The 14,846-nt window shown below is 67.0% G+C and carries 32 protein-coding genes; all 32 read right to left on the bottom strand.

The genetic code is table 11. The annotated features are described in order from the left end of the window. Positions 1-14: 14 nt before the first annotated feature. Positions 15-371, bottom strand: coding sequence for a 50S ribosomal protein L17 (rplQ, locus tag NW804_RS05615; RefSeq protein WP_003043956.1), 357 nt, complete (start codon positions 369-371; stop codon positions 15-17). 4 nt (positions 372-375) lie between these two features. Further along, a complete protein-coding gene (locus NW804_RS05610; RefSeq protein ID WP_414423062.1) occupies positions 376-1,320 on the bottom strand; it encodes a DNA-directed RNA polymerase subunit alpha in 945 nt (314 codons plus the stop codon). A gap of 32 nt (positions 1,321-1,352) precedes the next feature. Further along, the gene (gene rpsD, locus NW804_RS05605) at positions 1,353-1,982 is read right to left on the bottom strand and encodes a 30S ribosomal protein S4 (RefSeq protein ID WP_414423061.1); all 630 of its coding nucleotides are present in this window, start codon (positions 1,980-1,982) and stop codon (positions 1,353-1,355) included. A 10-nt stretch (positions 1,983-1,992) separates the two neighbouring features. Then, entirely contained in the window at positions 1,993-2,382 is a 390-nt protein-coding gene (gene rpsK / locus NW804_RS05600) for a 30S ribosomal protein S11 (protein ID WP_015718086.1), read from the bottom strand. A gap of 46 nt (positions 2,383-2,428) precedes the next feature. Beyond that, on the bottom strand, positions 2,429-2,809 hold the full coding sequence (gene rpsM, locus NW804_RS05595; protein WP_314131370.1) for a 30S ribosomal protein S13: 381 nt from the start codon (positions 2,807-2,809) through the stop codon (positions 2,429-2,431). A 9-nt stretch (positions 2,810-2,818) separates the two neighbouring features. After that, a complete protein-coding gene (gene rpmJ / locus NW804_RS05590; RefSeq protein WP_003043944.1) occupies positions 2,819-2,932 on the bottom strand; it encodes a 50S ribosomal protein L36 in 114 nt (37 codons plus the stop codon). A gap of 8 nt (positions 2,933-2,940) precedes the next feature. Next, complete coding sequence (gene infA, locus NW804_RS05585; RefSeq protein WP_003043942.1) at positions 2,941-3,159, bottom strand: translation initiation factor IF-1; 219 nt, start codon at positions 3,157-3,159, stop codon at positions 2,941-2,943. Between the two features lie 7 nt (positions 3,160-3,166). Next, positions 3,167-3,934 carry a type I methionyl aminopeptidase gene (map, locus tag NW804_RS05580; protein ID WP_414423060.1) on the bottom strand — a complete coding sequence of 256 codons (768 nt, stop codon included), beginning with the start codon at positions 3,932-3,934 and terminating at the stop codon, positions 3,167-3,169. Then, entirely contained in the window at positions 3,934-4,488 is a 555-nt protein-coding gene (locus NW804_RS05575) for an adenylate kinase (RefSeq protein WP_414423059.1), read from the bottom strand. Before NW804_RS05575 ends, map begins: the two co-directional genes overlap by 1 nt. Before the next feature lie 8 nt (positions 4,489-4,496). Then, positions 4,497-5,813, bottom strand: coding sequence for a preprotein translocase subunit SecY (gene secY / locus NW804_RS05570; protein ID WP_414423058.1), 1,317 nt, complete (start codon positions 5,811-5,813; stop codon positions 4,497-4,499). 1 nt (position 5,814) lies between these two features. After that, on the bottom strand, positions 5,815-6,267 hold the full coding sequence (gene rplO, locus NW804_RS05565) for a 50S ribosomal protein L15 (RefSeq protein WP_003043933.1): 453 nt from the start codon (positions 6,265-6,267) through the stop codon (positions 5,815-5,817). Then, positions 6,264-6,446 (bottom strand): 50S ribosomal protein L30, encoded by a 183-nt coding sequence (rpmD, locus tag NW804_RS05560; protein WP_314131365.1) that lies wholly within the window; start codon positions 6,444-6,446, stop codon positions 6,264-6,266. The genes rplO and rpmD overlap by 4 nt, the downstream gene beginning before the upstream one ends. After that, the gene (rpsE, locus tag NW804_RS05555) at positions 6,446-6,919 is read right to left on the bottom strand and encodes a 30S ribosomal protein S5 (protein ID WP_414423057.1); all 474 of its coding nucleotides are present in this window, start codon (positions 6,917-6,919) and stop codon (positions 6,446-6,448) included. Before rpsE ends, rpmD begins: the two co-directional genes overlap by 1 nt. Positions 6,920-6,928: 9 nt before the next feature. Continuing rightward, on the bottom strand, positions 6,929-7,267 hold the full coding sequence (gene rplR / locus NW804_RS05550; protein ID WP_414423056.1) for a 50S ribosomal protein L18: 339 nt from the start codon (positions 7,265-7,267) through the stop codon (positions 6,929-6,931). Between the two features lie 8 nt (positions 7,268-7,275). Then, positions 7,276-7,818, bottom strand: coding sequence for a 50S ribosomal protein L6 (gene rplF, locus NW804_RS05545; RefSeq protein ID WP_414423055.1), 543 nt, complete (start codon positions 7,816-7,818; stop codon positions 7,276-7,278). Next, positions 7,818-8,234: a 30S ribosomal protein S8 gene (rpsH, locus tag NW804_RS05540; protein WP_414423054.1), complete on the bottom strand. Its 417-nt coding sequence runs from the start codon at positions 8,232-8,234 to the stop codon at positions 7,818-7,820. The genes rplF and rpsH overlap by 1 nt, the downstream gene beginning before the upstream one ends. Positions 8,235-8,301: 67 nt before the next feature. Beyond that, the gene (locus NW804_RS05535) at positions 8,302-8,487 is read right to left on the bottom strand and encodes a type Z 30S ribosomal protein S14 (protein WP_018111303.1); all 186 of its coding nucleotides are present in this window, start codon (positions 8,485-8,487) and stop codon (positions 8,302-8,304) included. A gap of 7 nt (positions 8,488-8,494) precedes the next feature. Then, positions 8,495-9,043 (bottom strand): 50S ribosomal protein L5, encoded by a 549-nt coding sequence (gene rplE, locus NW804_RS05530; RefSeq protein ID WP_414423053.1) that lies wholly within the window; start codon positions 9,041-9,043, stop codon positions 8,495-8,497. Position 9,044: 1 nt separating this feature from the next. Then, on the bottom strand, positions 9,045-9,365 hold the full coding sequence (gene rplX, locus NW804_RS05525) for a 50S ribosomal protein L24 (protein WP_414423113.1): 321 nt from the start codon (positions 9,363-9,365) through the stop codon (positions 9,045-9,047). Positions 9,366-9,376: 11 nt separating this feature from the next. Further along, entirely contained in the window at positions 9,377-9,745 is a 369-nt protein-coding gene (gene rplN, locus NW804_RS05520; protein ID WP_003043914.1) for a 50S ribosomal protein L14, read from the bottom strand. Further along, positions 9,742-10,059, bottom strand: a complete 318-nt coding sequence (gene rpsQ, locus NW804_RS05515; RefSeq protein WP_414423052.1) for a 30S ribosomal protein S17 — start codon at positions 10,057-10,059, stop codon at positions 9,742-9,744. Before rpsQ ends, rplN begins: the two co-directional genes overlap by 4 nt. Next, complete coding sequence (gene rpmC / locus NW804_RS05510) at positions 10,052-10,270, bottom strand: 50S ribosomal protein L29 (RefSeq protein ID WP_003043877.1); 219 nt, start codon at positions 10,268-10,270, stop codon at positions 10,052-10,054. The genes rpsQ and rpmC overlap by 8 nt, the downstream gene beginning before the upstream one ends. Continuing rightward, positions 10,257-10,682, bottom strand: a complete 426-nt coding sequence (rplP, locus tag NW804_RS05505; RefSeq protein ID WP_414423051.1) for a 50S ribosomal protein L16 — start codon at positions 10,680-10,682, stop codon at positions 10,257-10,259. Before rplP ends, rpmC begins: the two co-directional genes overlap by 14 nt. Before the next feature lie 3 nt (positions 10,683-10,685). Next, entirely contained in the window at positions 10,686-11,402 is a 717-nt protein-coding gene (gene rpsC / locus NW804_RS05500) for a 30S ribosomal protein S3 (RefSeq protein WP_314131358.1), read from the bottom strand. Next, entirely contained in the window at positions 11,392-11,733 is a 342-nt protein-coding gene (gene rplV / locus NW804_RS05495; RefSeq protein WP_314131357.1) for a 50S ribosomal protein L22, read from the bottom strand. Before rplV ends, rpsC begins: the two co-directional genes overlap by 11 nt. A gap of 2 nt (positions 11,734-11,735) precedes the next feature. Then, complete coding sequence (rpsS, locus tag NW804_RS05490) at positions 11,736-12,017, bottom strand: 30S ribosomal protein S19 (protein WP_011173711.1); 282 nt, start codon at positions 12,015-12,017, stop codon at positions 11,736-11,738. Between the two features lie 8 nt (positions 12,018-12,025). Beyond that, positions 12,026-12,856: a 50S ribosomal protein L2 gene (gene rplB / locus NW804_RS05485; protein ID WP_414423050.1), complete on the bottom strand. Its 831-nt coding sequence runs from the start codon at positions 12,854-12,856 to the stop codon at positions 12,026-12,028. Between the two features lie 52 nt (positions 12,857-12,908). Continuing rightward, positions 12,909-13,199, bottom strand: a complete 291-nt coding sequence (locus tag NW804_RS05480; protein ID WP_003043857.1) for a 50S ribosomal protein L23 — start codon at positions 13,197-13,199, stop codon at positions 12,909-12,911. Next, entirely contained in the window at positions 13,196-13,822 is a 627-nt protein-coding gene (rplD, locus tag NW804_RS05475) for a 50S ribosomal protein L4 (RefSeq protein WP_414423049.1), read from the bottom strand. The genes NW804_RS05480 and rplD overlap by 4 nt, the downstream gene beginning before the upstream one ends. A gap of 11 nt (positions 13,823-13,833) precedes the next feature. Continuing rightward, positions 13,834-14,454, bottom strand: a complete 621-nt coding sequence (rplC, locus tag NW804_RS05470) for a 50S ribosomal protein L3 (RefSeq protein WP_003043849.1) — start codon at positions 14,452-14,454, stop codon at positions 13,834-13,836. Beyond that, on the bottom strand, positions 14,451-14,768 hold the full coding sequence (gene rpsJ / locus NW804_RS05465) for a 30S ribosomal protein S10 (protein ID WP_053767570.1): 318 nt from the start codon (positions 14,766-14,768) through the stop codon (positions 14,451-14,453). Before rpsJ ends, rplC begins: the two co-directional genes overlap by 4 nt. An 8-nt stretch (positions 14,769-14,776) precedes the next feature. Beyond that, on the bottom strand, positions 14,777-14,846 hold a 70-nt coding region (locus NW804_RS05460), incomplete at its 5' end, for a hypothetical protein (RefSeq protein ID WP_414423112.1).

Below are 14,846 nucleotides of genomic sequence, written 5' to 3'. Positions count from 1 at the left end.
AGCATGGGGTGGCCTTACTCCACCAGCTCCACCAAGGCCAGAGGAGCCCCGTCCCCGCGGCGGCGCTCCGCCAGCTTCAGGACCCGGGTGTACCCCCCGGGGCGGTTCTGGTACCTGGGGGCGATCTCGTCAAAGAGCTTCCGCACCAGCTTCACGTCCTGCAGGTCCCTGAGGACCAGCCTGCGGGCGTGAAGGTCCCCCCGCTTGGCCAGGTGGATCAGGTGGTCCACGAAGCCGGTCAGCTCCTTGGCCTTGGGCACGGTGGTGGTGATGCGCCCGTGGGTGAGGAGGCTCTTGGCCTGGTTGCGGAACAGGGCCAGGCGATGGGAAGAGTGGCGGTTCAGTTTCCTTCCAGACTTCAGATGGCGCATGGTCTCACTCCTTTAGGGTGAAGCCCTTCTTGGCCAGGGCCTGGCGGATCTCCTCCAGGCTCCGCTCCCCGATGCCGGGGATGTTCCTCAGGTCCTTGAGGTTGAGGGCCAGAAGGGCGCGCACGGACTCAATCCCCTCCTCCTTGAGGCTGTGGAGGACCCGGGTGGAAAGCCCAAGCTCCTCCAAGGGCAGGTCCAGGTCCTCCTCGGCGCTCTCCCGCTTCTCCCCCTTCGGCACCTCGGGGGTGGGCAGAAGGGAGGCCTCGGGGTTGGCGAAGTAGCCCAGGTGCTCCTTCAGGATGGCCACGGCCTGGTTCAGGGCCTCGAGGGGGGTGACGGAGCCGTCGGTCCAGATCCTCAAGGTGAGCTTGTCCAGGTCCGTGCGCTGGCCCAGGCGGGTGTCCTCCACCTGGAAGGCCACCCGGCGCACCGGGGAGAAGATGGCGTCCACAGGGATGGCGTTGATGCGGTCCTTGATGCCGTGGCGCTCGGCGGGCACGTACCCCACCCCCCGGTCCACCCGCACCTCCATGTAGAGCTTCCCGCCCTCCTCGAGGGTGGCGATGTGGAGGTCGGGGTTCATGATCTCCACGTCGGCGGAGGGGGTGAAGTCGCCCGCCCTCACCTCCTTGGGGCCTTCCGCCTTGAGGATCAGGGTGGTGGACGCCATCTTGGGGTCCAGGAAGCGCACCACCAGCTCCTTCAGGTTCAGGATGATCTCCACCACGTCCTCCTTCACCCCGGGAATGGTGGAGAACTCGTGGAGGACGTCCTCAATGTAGACGCTGGTGACCGCGGTCCCGGGGATGGAGGAGAGGAGGATGCGGCGGAGAGGGTTCCCCAGGGTGACCCCAAACCCCCTTTCTAGGGGCTCCAGGACGAACTCGCCGTAGTGGCGCCCCTGGGTGCGCGCCGTGAAGACCGGGGCTTTCAGCTTGCTCTCCAACATAGGCCTCCTTCGGGGCCAATCCCTATGACAGATTACCTGGAGTAGAACTCAATCACCAGCTGCTCGTTGACCGGCAGGGCCAGGTCTTCCCGGTCGGGCAGGCGCAGGAACTTGCCCTTCATGCCCTCCACGTCCAGGGAGAGCCAGGGGCCCACCTTGCGGCCCTTCATGGCCTCGAGGTTCTCGCGGATGAAGGCGAGGTTCCTGCTCCCCTCGGCGATGGCGATCTCGTCGCCGGGCTTCACCCGGTAGGCGGGCAGGTCCACCCGGCGCCCGTTGACGGTGATGTGGCCGTGGCGCACCATCTGCCGGGCCTGGCGGCGGCTACTGGCGAAGCCCAGCCGGTAGACCACGTTGTCCAGGCGGGACTCCAGAAGGCCCAGGAAGACGGTGCCCGTGACCCCCTTCTTGCGGCTGGCCTCCTCAAAGAGGTTGCGGAACTGGGTCTCGGAGATCCCGTAGATGCGGCGGAGCTTCTGCTTTTCCCTAAGGCGCACGGCGTAGTCGGAAGGGCGGCGCGCCCGCCGCTGGCCGTGCTGGCCAGGGGGGTAGGGCCGGCGCTCCATGGCGCACTTGGGGCTGTAGCACCGCTCCCCCTTCAGGTAAAGCTTCACGCCTTCCCGGCGGCAAAGACGGCAAACTGGACCAATGTAACGACCCATCTTTCACTCCTTACGAGGCCTTGCGGAACTTCTTCTTGGGCCGGCAGCCGTTGTGGGGCACAGGGGTGTCGTCCACGATGGACTTCACCTGGAGGCCGGAGGCCTGGAGGGCCCTGATGGCCTGCTCCCGCCCCGCCCCGGTGCCCCGCACGATCACGTCCACGCTCTGCATGCCGTAGGCCATGGCCTTCTTGGCCGCGTCCATGGCGGCGAGCTGCGCGGCGTAGGGGGTGCCCTTCCGGCTCCCCTTGTAGCCGATGACCCCGCCCGAAGACCAGGTGATGGGGTTGCCGTCCGGGTCCGTGATGGTGACGATGGTGTTGTTGTAGGAGGCGTGGATGTACGCCTTCCCGCTAGCCACCTGTCGCTTGACCTTTTTCTTCGTCGCTTTTCTGGCCATACTCTCCCTCTCGGAGTATCTGCTGGCCCTAAACCGCGTTCAGGGCTTACTTCCTGGGGGCCTTCTTCTTGCCCGCCACCGTCTTCCTGGGGCCCTTGCGGGTGCGGGCGTTGGTGCGGGTGCGCTGGCCCCGCACGGGCAGGCCCCGCCGGTGCCTCAGGCCCCGGTAGCAGCCGATGTCCATGAGGCGCTTGATGTTGGCCGCCACCTCCGCCCTGAGCTCGCCTTCCAGCTTCCAGGCGTTCTCCACGTACTCGCGGAGGCGCACCACCTCGGCCTCGGTCAGGTCCTTCACCCGGGTGGCCGGGTTGATGCCCGTCTTCTCCAGGGCCTCCTTGGCCCGGGCCGGCCCGATGCCGTAGATGTAGGTGAGGGCCACATCCACCCGCTTGTTCCTGGGAATCTCTACGCCTGCGATCCTCGCCACGTTGCCTCCTTAGCCCTGACGCTGCTTGTGCTTGGGGTTCTCGCAGATGACGTACACCCGGCCGTGCCGGCGCACCACCTTGCACTTCTCGCACATCCTCTTCACCGACGCCCGTACCTTCATCTCGCCTCCTACTTTCTGTAGACGATGCGGCCCCGCGTGGGGTCGTAGGGGGTAATCTCCACCACCACCCGGTCCCCGGGAAGGATGCGGATGTAGTGCATGCGCATCTTCCCCGAGATGTAGGCCAGGATCTCCGGCCCCGAGTCCAGCTTCACCCGAAAGGTGGTGTTGGGCAAAGCCTCGGTGACCACGCCCTCCGCCCGAATGGTGTCCTTCTCCTTCGCCATACCCCTCCTACCGCGCCCGCACCAAGGAAACCCCGGTGAGAAGCTCCGGGCCCTCTTCCGTCACCAAGACGGTGTTCTCGTAGTGGGCGGCGAGGTTGCCCCTTCCGGCGCTCGCCGTCCAGCCATCTTCCAATATTACCACAGACGCCGGGCGCAGGGTGACCATGGGCTCGAGGGCCAGGGTCATCCCCGGGCGGATCTTGGGCCCGGTTCCCGGCTTGCCGAAGTTGGGAAGCTGGGGGTCCTCGTGGATCTCCCGCCCCACCCCGTGGCCCACGAACTCCCGCACCACCCCGTAGCCCCGGCTTTCCAGAAAGGTCTGCACGGCGTGGGCCACGTCGCCGATGCGGTAGCCGGGCCTTAGGTACTTCATCCCCTCCCAGAAGGCGGCCTCCGTGTCCTTGATGAGCCTTTCCGCCTCGGGGGAGACCCGGCCCACGGGGAAGGTGCGGGCCATGTCGGCGGCGAAGCCCCCGTAGAGGAGGCCCACGTCCACGGAGAGGATGTCCCCCTCCCGGAGGGGCTTCTCCGAGGGGATGCCGTGGACCACCACCTCGTTGACCGAGGTGCAGAGCGTGGCGGGAAAGCCGTAAAGGCCCAGGAAGGCGGGCTTGGCCTTGCGCTTCCTGATGGCCTCGTAGGCGATCCGGTCCAGCTCTTTGGTGGTGATGCCGGGCTCCACGTGGCGGGCCACCTCCTCCACCACCTCGGTGAGGAGGGCGCCCGCCTCCCGCATGCGCTCAATCTCCCAGGGGCTTTTCAGCTTGATGGCCATCAGATTCCCAGCGCGGCCCGGATGCGGGCGTAGACCTCGTCGGGGGTGCCGAGGCCGTCCACCCGCCTCAGGGCGCCCGTCTTCTCATAGTACTGGATGAGGGGCTCGGTCTTCTCCCGGTAGACCTGGAGGCGGCGGCGGATGGTCTCCTCGTTGTCGTCGGAGCGCCCCTCCAGCTCCGCCCGCTTCAGCATGCGGCGGACCAGCTCCTCCTCGGGCACCTCCACCAGAACCACCCCAAGAAGCCTGGTCCCCGTCTCCTCCAGGAGGCGGTCCAGGGCCTCCGCCTGGGGGATGGTCCTGGGGAAGCCGTCAAAGATGACCCGGTCGGAAAGCTCCTCCCGGATCAGGGCCAGGATCAGGTCGTCGGGCACCAGGTCCCCCCGGTCCATGATGGGCTTCACCTGGAGCCCCAGGGGCGTGCCCCGGGCCACATGGTCCCGGAGGATGTCGCCGGTGGAGAGCTTTTTGAAGGAAAGCTCCTCGGCCAGCCGCGCCGCCTGGGTGCCCTTGCCCGCCCCCGGCGGCCCCAAGAAGATCACCGCTTCCCCCATGCCTCCTCCTAGCGCGTGCGGCCGCGGATGCGGCCCTTGGAGAGAAAGCCCTCGTAGTTCCTGAGCATCAGCTGGCTCTCTATCTGCCTAAGCGTGTCCAGGGCCACCCCCACCACGATCAGGAGGCCGATCCCCGAGAAGGCGATGCTCTGGACCCCGGTCAGGTTCTGGATGATCTGGGGCAAAGCGGCCACCAAGCCCAGGAAGAGGGCCCCCCAGAGGGTGAGCCGGGAGACGATGTGCTCCAGGAACTTCACCGTGGGCTCCCCGGGGCGGATGCCGGGGATGAAGCCCCCGTACTCCCGCAAGGACTCGGCGATGCGCTTGGGGTCAAACTGCACCGCCGTGTAGACGTAGGTGAAGAGGACGATGAGGACCACCTCTATGAGGAGGCCGGAAAGGCGGGTGGGGTTGAAGAAGTTGGCGATGGCCTGGAGCACGGCGTTGTCCTGGAAGGGGGCGGCAAGGAAGATGGGGATCTGCAGGATGGCGGCGGCGAAGACGATGGGGATCACCCCGGCGGCGTTCAGCTTGATGGGGATGTAGGTGGCCTGCCCCCCGTAGACCCTGCGCCCCACCACCTTGCGGGCGTACTGGACGGGGATCCGCCGCTCCGCCTGCTGCACCGCCGCCATGCCGGCGAAGGCCAGCACGATGAAGGCCAGGAAGAAGAGGAAGGCCACCAGGTTCACCTCCCCGGTGCGGATGAGGCCTATGGTGCGCACCAGCTGGGGGAGCCACTCCACCACGATCCCGGCGAAGATGATCATGCTGGTACCGTTGCCGATGCCGTACTCGGTGATGCGCTCCGCCATCCAGAGGAGGAGGGCGATGCCCGCCACCTGGGTGACCACCACCACCAGCCAGAAGAAGGGCCCCGGGGACCAGCCGGGGAGGAGGAACCTGCCCCCCTCGGCCCCCAGGAAGGCTGTGGCCAGGAAGAAGCCCTGGAAGGCCCCCAGAGCGATGCCGCCGATGCGGGTGTACTGGTTGATGATGCGGCGGCCCTCCTCCCCTTCTTTGGAAAGCTTCTCCAGCGCTGGCACCACGGTCACCAAAAGCTGCATGACGATAGCCGCGGTGATGTAGGGCATGATGCCCAGGGCGAAGATGGAGAAGCGCTCAAAGTTGCCCCCAGAGAAGAGGTTGATGATGCCGAAAACCCCGCCCTGGGTGGTGCGCAGGAACTCCTGGATCTTGTCCAGGTCTACCCCCGGGGTGGGGATGAAGGCCCCCAAGCGGTAGGCGGCCAGGACCAGGAGGGTGAAGAGGATGCGCTGGCGCAGCTCGGGGATCTGGAGGGCGCTCCGGAAGGCCTTCAGCATCTTAGGCCTCCAGAAGGACGGCCTCGCCGCCCGCGGCCTTCAGCTTCTCCAGGGCGCTCTTGGAAAAGGCGTGGGCCACCACCTTGAGGGGCTTGGCCTCGCCGTCCCCCAGGATCTTCAGGCGGTAGCCCTTCTTGAGGAGGCCCGCCTGGACCAGAAGCTCGGGGGTCACCTCCCCCTCAAACCGGGCCAGGGCCTCGAGGTTCACCCCCTGGTACCTGGGCCTTTTGATCTCCCCGGGAACCTGGCCCTGCATGCCCCGCTTGGGCAGGCGCATCAGGGTGGTGGAGCGCCCGCCCTCAAAGCGGCGGGGGTCCTTGAGGCCGCCGGAGCGGGACTTCTGGCCCTTGTGGCCCCGGGTGGCCGTCTTGCCGTGGCCGGAGCCGGGGCCCCGGCCCACCCGCTTGCGCTTCTTGTTGGCCCCTGGATTGGGCTTGAGATCGGAAAGCTTCATTCCACCACCTCCACCTGAAGAAGGTGGGCCACCTTGCGGATGTTGCCGCGGATGGCCGGCGTGTCCTCCAGCAGTTTCTCCTGCTGGAGCTTTCTAAACCCCAGGGCCTTGAGGGCCGCCTTCTGGTCCTTGGGGTAGCCGATGGGGCTCTTTACCAGCTTCACCTTGAGCCTGGCCATCACTCCTCCTTAGCCTTCCTGAGGCGCTTGACGTCCTCCTTGGTCTGGAGCTGGCGCAGGGCCTCCATGGTGGCGTAGGCGATGTTGACGGGGTTGCGGCTCCCCAGCTCCTTGGTGAGGATGTCGGTGATCCCCGCCAGCTCCAGGATGGCCCGGGGCACCGCCCCAGCGATCACGCCCGTACCGGGGGCGGCGGGCTTCAGGAGGATCTTGGAGGCCCCGAACTCCACCTCAATCTCGTGGGGGATGGTGCCGTTCTGGATGGGCACCTCCACCATGTTGCGGCGGGCGTAGTACCCCGCCTTCTGCACCGCCAGGGGCACCTCCTTGGCCTTGCCCAGGCCCAGGCCCACCCGCCCCTGGCGGTCCCCCACCACCACCAGGGCGCCGAAGCGGAAGCGGCGGCCGCCCTGGTAGGTCTTGGCGGTGCGCCGCACCAGGATCATCTTCTCCTCAAAATCGGTCTCGGGCATGGTTCCTCCTTAGAACTCGAGGCCCCCCTCCCGGGCCCCCTCGGCCAGGGCCTTGACCCGGCCGTGGTACTTGTAGGGGCCGCGGTCAAAGGCCACCTGCTTGATCCCCTTGGCGATGGCCTTCTCCGCCAGGGCCAGGCCCACCTTCCGGGCCACCTCGGTCTTGTTGCCCTTGAGCTTCAGGGCCAGGCTGGACTCGGCCACCAGGGTCTCGCCCTTCTCGTCGTCAATGATCTGCGCGTAGATGTGGTTGAGGCTCCGGAAAACGGAGAGGCGAAGCCTCCCGGTCCTCTTAACCCGGTTGCGCACCCGGAACTTGCGGCGCTCGTAAGCGGTTAGCCGTGCCATGCTTCCCCCTACTTCTTGGCCCCGGCCTTGCCGGGCTTGAGGCGGACGGGCTCGCCAGCGTAGTAGATGCCCTTCTCGTGGTAAGCGCTGGGCTTCTTGATGGCCCGGATGTCGGCGGCCACCTGCCCCACCTTCTGCTTGTCAATGCCCAGGACCCGGATCTTGGTGGGCTCGGGCACCTCAAAGGTGATGCCCTCCGGGGGCTCCACCACCACGGGGTGGCTAAAGCCCACCGTGAGCTCAATGGAGCGGCCCGCCAGACGGGCCCTGTAGCCGATGCCCTTGATGAGGAGCTCCTTGACGTACCCCTCGGAGACTCCCTTGATGGCGTTGGCGATCAGGGTGCGGGTGAGCCCGTGGAGGCTTCTGTGGCGGCGCTCGTCGGAGGGGCGCTCCACCCGCACCACGTTTTCCTCCACCACCACCTTGAGCTCCGGGGAAACGGGGACCGAAAGCTCCCCCTTGGGGCCCTTGACCTTCACAAGCCCTGGGGAGACCTGCACCTGAACCCCCTTGGGCACGGGAATGGGAAGCCTGCCGATCCTAGACATCACCACACCTCGCAGATGAGCTCGCCGCCCACGCCCAACTTCCGGGCCTCCCGGTCCGTCAGCACCCCCTTGGGCGTGGAGAGAATGGCGATCCCCAGGCCCCGGCGCACCCGGGGGATCTCCTTGACCCCCACGTAGACCCGCCGCCCGGGCCGGCTGATGCGGCGGATGTGCTTGATGACCTGCTCGGGGCGGGGGTCCAGGCCCTGCCGCCTGGGGCCGTACTTGAGGTGGATGCGCAAGTAGGGCTTGCCGTCCACCTCCACCCGCTCATACCCCTTGATGAACCCTTCCCGCGCCAGGATCTTCAGGATCTCCTCCTTGAAGCGCGAGGCGGGCACCTCGGTGCTCTCCTTGTAGACCCGGGTGGCGTTCCTGATCCGGGTCAGCATGTCGGCGATGGGGTCCGTCAGCATTTCCTCTCTCCTTTTACCTCTTCCTGAACCATGCGGTCTCGAGGGAAGCCCCCCGACCGGCCACGGCCTACCAGCTGGCCTTCTTCACCCCCGGGAGCTGCCCCTTGTGGGCCAGTTCCCGGAGGCAGAGGCGGCAAAGACCGAAGTAGCGGTAGACGCTCCTGGCCCGCCCGCAACGCACGCAACGGGTGTAGGCCCGCACCTTGAACTTGGGGGTCCTTTTGGCCTTCTCAATCAGCGCTTTTCTCGCCATGCTCGCCTCACTTGCGGAAGGGGAAGCCCAGAAGCTCCAGGAGGGCCTTGGCCTCCTCGTCGGTCTTGGCGGTGGTCACCACCGCGATGTCCATGCCCCGCAGAGCGTCCACCATGTCGTAGGTGACCTCGGGGAAGATGAGCTGCTCCTTCAGGCCCAGGTTGTAGTTGCCCCGGCCGTCAAAGCTGTTGGGGTTGACGCCGCGGAAGTCGCGGATGCGGGGAAGGGCCACGGAGAGGAGCTTCTCCAGGAAGATCCACATCCGGTCGCCCCGGAGGGTGACCCGGAGGCCGATGGGCATCCCCTTGCGGAGCTTGAAGTTGGAGATGGACTTCTTGGCCCGGGTGATGGCGGGCTTCTGGCCGGTGATGAGGGCCAGCTCCTTGCTGGCCTTCTCCAGGATGCGGGCGTCCTCCTTGGCCTCGCCCAGGCCCTGGTTGATGACCACCTTCTCCAGCCGCGGCACCTCCCAGATGTTCTGGTAGCCGAAGCGGCGGATGAGTTCCGGCCTGACCTCCTCGTAGTACTTCTTCTTCAGGGCAACGTCCAGGGGCATCTTACTCCTCCACGTCCAAGGACCCGCCGCACTTGGCGCAGGCCCGGATCTTGCGCCCGTCCTCCAGGAACTTCTTGCGCACCCGGGTGGGCTTGCCGCAGGCGGGGCAGATGGGCCGCACCTTGGAGGCGTGCAGAGGCGCCTCCTGCTCCACGAACCCGCCCTGGGGGTGCTTGGGGCTAGGGCGCACCGCCTTCTTGACCAGGTTGACCCCCTCCACGATCACGGCCATCTTCCGGGGCAGGACGGCCTTCACCTTGCCCACCCGGCCCTTGTACTTGCCGGAGGCCACCAGGACGGTGTCCCCCTTCTTCACGTGCACCTTGGCCTGCATCAGAGCACCTCCGGAGCCAGGGAGACGATCTTCATGAAGCCCTTCTCCCGGAGCTCGCGGGCCACCGGGCCGAAGACGCGGGTGCCGCGGGGCTCCAGCTGGTTGTTGATGATGACGGCGGCGTTGTCGTCAAAGCGGATGGCGGAGCCGTCGGGCCGCTTGACCTCTTTCTTGGTGCGCACCACCACCGCCTTGACCACGTCGCCCTCCTTCACGGCGCCGCGGGGGATGGCCTCCTTGACGCTGGCCACGATCACGTCCCCCACCGTGGCGTACTTGGCGTTGGAGCCCTTGAGGACCCGGATGCACATGATCTTGCGGGCCCCGGTGTTGTCGGCCACCTCCAGGTAGGTCTGGGGCTGGATCATGCCTTACCTCCCCGCTTGGAAAGGCTAGCGTAGTTCTGGCGGCGGACCAGGTACTTCTCCACCAGGTCCAGCCGCCCCCCTTCCACCAGGCGCAGGACCCGGAAGCGCTTGCGCTTGGAGATGGGGCGGGCCTCTATGATCTCCACCACGTCCCCCACCTTGTACCGCTCCTCGGGGTCGTGGGCCAGGTACTTTTTGGAGCGCTTGATGACCTTGCCGTAAAGGGGGTGGGGGAACTGGCGCTCCACCAGGACCGTCACGGTCTTCTGCATCTTGTCGCTCACCACCACCCCGGTCAGCACCTTCTTAGGCATTCTGCCTCCTCTTCTCGTTCCAGACCGTCAGAAGACGGGCGATGGAGCGCCGGGTCTCCCGGATCCTGTGGTTCTGGGAAAGCTGGCCGATGGAGGCCTGGAAGCGGAGCTCCATGAGCTCCCGCTTCTTCTGCCGGATGAGCTTTTCCAGCTCCACAAGGGAGAGCTTGCGGGCCTCCGAAAGCTCCTTGCGGATCTCACTGAGCTTCATCGTAAGCGTCCCTCCGCACGATCTTGGTCTTGATGGGGAGCTTGTGGCCGGCGATGCGCAGGGCCTCGAGGGCCTGCTCCTCCGTGACCCCCGCCACCTCAAACATCACCCGGCCCGGCTTGACCACGGCCACGTACCCCTCCACGTTGCCCTTGCCCTTACCCATGCGCACCTCGAGGGGCTTCTTGGTGTAGGGCTTGTCGGGGAAGATGCGGATGAAGATCTTCCCGCCGCGGCGGAAGTGGCGCACCATGGCCACACGGGCGGCCTCAATCTGCTGGGCGGTGATCCAGGCGGGCTCCATGGCCACCAGGCCAAAGTCCCCGAAGGCCACGTAGTCGCCCCCCTTGGTGGCGCCCTTCAGGCGGCCGCGGTGCTGCTTCCGGTACTTCATGCGCCTGGGCATCAGCATGGCCTACTCCTCCTTCTTCACGCGCACGGCCGGGCGGCGGCGGCGGGGGCGCTCCTCGGCCTTGGGGGCCTCGAGGCGCTTGACCTTCTGGCCGCCGATCACCTCGCCCAAGAAGACGTACGCCTTCACCCCCAGCACCCCGTAGGTGGTGCGGGCCAGGGCAAAGCCGTAGTCTATGTTAGCACGGAGGGTCTGCAGGGGAACCCGCCCTTCCGCGGCCCACTCGGTGCGGGCCTGCTCCGCCCCGCCGATGCGCCCGGAGACGATGACCTTGGCCCCCTTGGCCCCGGACTCCATGACCCGCTGGACCGCCTGCTTGATGGCCCGCCGCACGGCGAAGCGGCGCTCAATCTGCTCCGCCACCCGCTGGGCCACCAGGGGGGCCGAGAGGTTGGGGTTGTGGATCTCCTGGACGTTCAGGGCCACGTTTTTCCCGGTCAGCTTGGCGAGGGCGTCCCGCAGGACCTTGATCTTCTCCCCGCCCCGGCCGATCACCACGCCGGGCTTGGCCACGTGGACGCTCACCGCCACGTTGTCGGCGGCCCGCTCAATGTCCACGCGGGCCAGGCCGGCCGGGTAGAGCTCCTTGGTCAGGTAGTCGCGGATCTGCTGGTCCTCCAGAAGGAGCTGGCGGTACTGCTTCTTGCCCGCATACCAGCGGGACTCCCAGTCCCGGGTGATGCCAAGCCGGAACCCGATGGGGTGGATCTTATTTCCCATGCTTTTCCCCCAGAATGACGGTGATGTGGCTGGTCTTCTTCTTCATGATGTCCGCCCGGCCCCGGGCCCGGGGAAGCACCCGCTTCAGGGCGGGCCCCTCGTCCACGAAGGCCGCCTTGACGAAGAGGCGGTCCTCCAGCATGTCGTGGTTGTTGACGGCGTTGGCCGCGGCGGACTCCAGCACCTTGGCCACGTGGTAGGCCCCCCGCTTGTTGGTGTAGCGCAGGATGGCGCGGGCCTCCTCGAGGCTCTTCCCCCGGATCAGGTCCACCACCAGGCGGACCTTCCTGGGGGCGATGCGCACGTAACGGGCAATGGCTTTCGCTTCCATGGCTACTTCTTCTTGGTGGCCTTGGCCTCTTTGCCGTGCCCCCGGTAGGTGCGGGTGGGCGCGAACTCACCCAGCTTGTGCCCCACCATGTTCTCGGTGATGTACACGGGCACGTGCTGCTTGCCGTTGTAAACCGCGATGGTGTGGCCCACCATCTCCGGCACGATGGTGGAGCGGCGGCTCCAGGTCTTGATGAGCCGCTTCTCCCCCTTGGCGTTCAGCTCCAGCACCTTCTCCAAGAGGTGATCGTCTACGAAAACGCCCTTCTTCAAGCTACGCGGCATGGCTCACCTCACTTCTTCCGCCGGGCGATGATGAAGCGGCTGGAAGGCTTGCGCCGCTTCCTGGTCTTGAGGCCCTTGGTCTGCCAGCCCCAGGGGGAGGCCGGGGGACGGCCCCGGGGCGCCCGGCCCTCGCCGCCGCCGTGGGGGTGGTCCACCGGGTTCATGGCGGCGCCCCGCACGTGGGGCTTCCGGCCCAGCCAGCGGGTGCGGCCCGCCTTGCCCAGGACGATGTTCTTGTGGTCGGCGTTGCCCACGGCCCCGATGGCGGCGTAGCACTCCCCGTGCACCTTCCTCAGCTCCCCCGAGGGCAGGCGCAGGATCACGTAGTCCCCTTCCCGGCCCTGGATCTGGGTGCTGGTGCCGGCGGAGCGGGCCAGCTTGGCCCCCTTTTTGGGCTCCAGCTCCACGGCGTGGACCACGGTACCCACGGGGATGAAGCGCAAAGGAAGGGCGTTGCCCACGCTGATGGGCGCATCGGGCCCCGCCACCACCTGCTGCCCCACCTGAAGCCCCTCGGGGGCGATGATGTAGCGCTTCTCCCCGTCGGCGTAGTGGAGGAGGGCGATGCGGGCGGAGCGGTTGGGGTCGTACTCAATGGCCGCCACCTTGGCGGGGATGCCGGCCTTGTCCCAGCGCTTGAAGTCAATGATGCGGTAGAGGCGCTTGTGGCCGCCCCCGCGGAAGCGCACGGTGATGCGGCCCTGGTTGTTGCGCCCCCCCGTCTTCTTCAGGGGCTTGACCAGGGACTTCTCCGGCTCGGTCTTGGTGATCTCGGAGAAGTCCGCCACCGTCATGAAGCGGCGGCTCGGCGTGTAGGGTTTGAACTTCTTGACTGCCATTCCTCTTTCCTCCCTTGCCGGATCAGGGCCGGGCTCCCTTTCCCGGCGGGGTTTAGATGAGGCCCTCCAGGGCCTCAATCCTCTGCCCGGCGGCCACCTGCACGATGGCCTTCTTGCGGTCAGGGCGCTTGCCCAGGTAGCGGCCCAGGCGCTTCTTCTTGCCCCGAACGTTCATGGTGTTGACCCCCACCACCTTGACCTTGAAGGCCGCCTCCACGGCGTTCTTGATCTCGGTCTTGGTGGCCTTGGGGTGAACCCAGAAGGTGTACTTGCCCGCGGCAAAGCCCGCGTAGGCCTTCTCCGAGAGCACGGGGGCCAGGATCACGTCGTAGGCCGTCTTCATGCCTCACCTCCCAGGCGCTCCTGGAAGACCTCCCAGGCCTTCAGGTCCATGACCAGGCGCCCAGTGCGCAGGATGTCGTAGACGTTGAGGCCCTCGGGGGCCAGGGTTACCACCCAGGGCAGGTTGCGGGCGGCCCGGCGCACGGCCTCGTCGGCCGTGACCAGGAGAACGGTCTCGGAGCCGTCCAGGCCCGCCTCCTTGGCCCAGGCCAGAAACTCCCTGGTCTTGCCCTGAACCCCAAAGAAGGCCTCCACCAGAAGGAGCTTCCCCTCCTTAGCCCGGTCGGCCACGGCCATGGCCAGGCCCGCCTTCCGGACCTTTTTGGGCAGGGTGTAGCTGTAGTCCCGGGGCTTGGGGCCGAAGACCGTGCCGCCGCCCACGAAGATGGGGGCCCCGATGTCCCCGTGGCGGGCGCGGCCCGTGTGCTTCTGGGGGTAGATCTTGCGGCCCGAGTAGGCCACCTCGCCCCGGGTCTTGGTGCTGGCGGTGCCCCGGCGGCGGCTGGCCAGCTGCCAGCGCACCACTTCCCAGAGGAGGTGGGGGTTGACCTCCCCCGGCAGGTTAGCGGCCAGCTCCCGCTTGCCGGCGGGGGAAATAACGGGAATCTGGTAAACGGTTTCCACCTTCGCCTCCCTCACTTGGCCACCTTCTTGGTCTGGCGCACCACCACGAGCCCCCCGTTGGGCCCGGGCACGGCGCCCTTGACCAGGAGCAGGTTCTCCTCGGGGATGACGTCCACCACCTCGAGGTTCACCACCGTGACCCGCTCCGCCCCGTAGTGGCCCGCCATCTTCTTGCCCTTGTAGACGCGGCCCGGGGTCTTGCGGTTGCCGATGGAGCCCGGGTGGCGGTGGATCTTGTGGGCGCCGTGGGAGTCGGGGCCGCCGGCGAAGTTCCAGCGCTTCATGACCCCGGCGGTGCCCCGGCCCTTGGAGGTGCCGGTCACGTCCACCCGCTCCCCGGGCTTGAAGATCTCCACCGTCACCACGTCGCCCTCGGGGTTGAAGTCCCGGATCTCCTTAAGGATGCGCACGGGCTGGACCCCGGCCTTGGCGAAATGCCCCTTCATGGGCCGGTTGACCCGCCCCGGCTTCTGGGCCAGAAAGCCCAGCTGCACGGCGGTGTACCCGTCCTTCTCCGGGGTGCGCCGCTGGACCACCGGGCAGGGGCCGGCCAGGATCACGGTGACGGGAATGGCCCGGTCCTCCCTGTAGATCCGGGTCATGCCCACCTTCGTGCCCAGGATCCCCTTCACTTGCCACCTCCTATGGTCTTGATCTCAATCTCCACGCCGGTGGGCAGGTCCAGGGACATGAGGCTCTCAATGGTCTTCCGGTTGGGGTTCAGGATGTCCACCAAGCGGTTGTGGGTGCGAAGCTCAAAGTGCTCCCGGGAGTCCTTGTGCTTGAAAGGGCCCCGGATCACGGTGAAGCGGCGCACCCGGGTGGGCAGGGGAACGGGGCCTGAGACCTGGGCCCCGGAACGCCGAACGGCCTCCACGATCTTCTGGGCCGAGGCGTCCAGGGTCTTGTGGTCAAAGCCCCGAAGCTTGATGCGGATCTTGGGCATGCTTCACCTCACTCCAGGATCTTGGTGACCACGCCGGCGCCCACGGTCCGCCCACCCTCCCGGATGGCAAACCGCAAA

This window comes from Synechococcus sp. WC10meta, assembly GCF_047461475.1.
This window is presented reverse-complemented; position numbering and strand designations above follow the sequence as displayed.

Coding starts and splice junctions, on each gene's coding strand:
- secY (WP_414423058.1), bottom strand. CDS start 5,813: ATGCTGAAGGCCTTCCGGAGCGCCCTCCAGATCCCCGAGCTGCGCCAG.
- rpsH (WP_414423054.1), bottom strand. CDS start 8,234: ATGCTGACGGACCCCATCGCCGACATGCTGACCCGGATCAGGAACGCC.
- rpsK (WP_015718086.1), bottom strand. CDS start 2,382: ATGGCCAGAAAAGCGACGAAGAAAAAGGTCAAGCGACAGGTGGCTAGC.
- NW804_RS05575 (WP_414423059.1), bottom strand. CDS start 4,488: ATGGGGGAAGCGGTGATCTTCTTGGGGCCGCCGGGGGCGGGCAAGGGC.
- rpmD (WP_314131365.1), bottom strand. CDS start 6,446: ATGGCCAGGCTCAAGGTGAAGCTGGTAAAGAGCCCCATCGGCTACCCC.
- rpsJ (WP_053767570.1), bottom strand. CDS start 14,768: ATGCCCAAGATCCGCATCAAGCTTCGGGGCTTTGACCACAAGACCCTG.
- rpsQ (WP_414423052.1), bottom strand. CDS start 10,059: ATGCCTAAGAAGGTGCTGACCGGGGTGGTGGTGAGCGACAAGATGCAG.
- map (WP_414423060.1), bottom strand. CDS start 3,934: ATGGCCATCAAGCTGAAAAGCCCCTGGGAGATTGAGCGCATGCGGGAG.
- rpsD (WP_414423061.1), bottom strand. CDS start 1,982: ATGGGTCGTTACATTGGTCCAGTTTGCCGTCTTTGCCGCCGGGAAGGC.
- infA (WP_003043942.1), bottom strand. CDS start 3,159: ATGGCGAAGGAGAAGGACACCATTCGGGCGGAGGGCGTGGTCACCGAG.
- NW804_RS05480 (WP_003043857.1), bottom strand. CDS start 13,199: ATGAAGACGGCCTACGACGTGATCCTGGCCCCCGTGCTCTCGGAGAAG.
- rplF (WP_414423055.1), bottom strand. CDS start 7,818: ATGTCTAGGATCGGCAGGCTTCCCATTCCCGTGCCCAAGGGGGTTCAG.
- rplN (WP_003043914.1), bottom strand. CDS start 9,745: ATGATCCAGCCCCAGACCTACCTGGAGGTGGCCGACAACACCGGGGCC.
- rplE (WP_414423053.1), bottom strand. CDS start 9,043: ATGCCCCTGGACGTTGCCCTGAAGAAGAAGTACTACGAGGAGGTCAGG.
- rplV (WP_314131357.1), bottom strand. CDS start 11,733: ATGGAAGCGAAAGCCATTGCCCGTTACGTGCGCATCGCCCCCAGGAAG.
- rplQ (WP_003043956.1), bottom strand. CDS start 371: ATGCGCCATCTGAAGTCTGGAAGGAAACTGAACCGCCACTCTTCCCAT.
- rpmC (WP_003043877.1), bottom strand. CDS start 10,270: ATGAAGCTCAGTGAGATCCGCAAGGAGCTTTCGGAGGCCCGCAAGCTC.
- NW804_RS05535 (WP_018111303.1), bottom strand. CDS start 8,487: ATGGCGAGAAAAGCGCTGATTGAGAAGGCCAAAAGGACCCCCAAGTTC.
- rpsC (WP_314131358.1), bottom strand. CDS start 11,402: ATGGGAAATAAGATCCACCCCATCGGGTTCCGGCTTGGCATCACCCGG.
- rplO (WP_003043933.1), bottom strand. CDS start 6,267: ATGAAGCTTTCCGATCTCAAGCCCAATCCAGGGGCCAACAAGAAGCGC.
- rplB (WP_414423050.1), bottom strand. CDS start 12,856: ATGGCAGTCAAGAAGTTCAAACCCTACACGCCGAGCCGCCGCTTCATG.
- NW804_RS05610 (WP_414423062.1), bottom strand. CDS start 1,320: ATGTTGGAGAGCAAGCTGAAAGCCCCGGTCTTCACGGCGCGCACCCAG.
- rpsE (WP_414423057.1), bottom strand. CDS start 6,919: ATGCCCGAGACCGATTTTGAGGAGAAGATGATCCTGGTGCGGCGCACC.
- rplR (WP_414423056.1), bottom strand. CDS start 7,267: ATGGCACGGCTAACCGCTTACGAGCGCCGCAAGTTCCGGGTGCGCAAC.
- rplP (WP_414423051.1), bottom strand. CDS start 10,682: ATGCTGATGCCCAGGCGCATGAAGTACCGGAAGCAGCACCGCGGCCGC.
- rpsS (WP_011173711.1), bottom strand. CDS start 12,017: ATGCCGCGTAGCTTGAAGAAGGGCGTTTTCGTAGACGATCACCTCTTG.
- rpmJ (WP_003043944.1), bottom strand. CDS start 2,932: ATGAAGGTACGGGCGTCGGTGAAGAGGATGTGCGAGAAGTGCAAGGTG.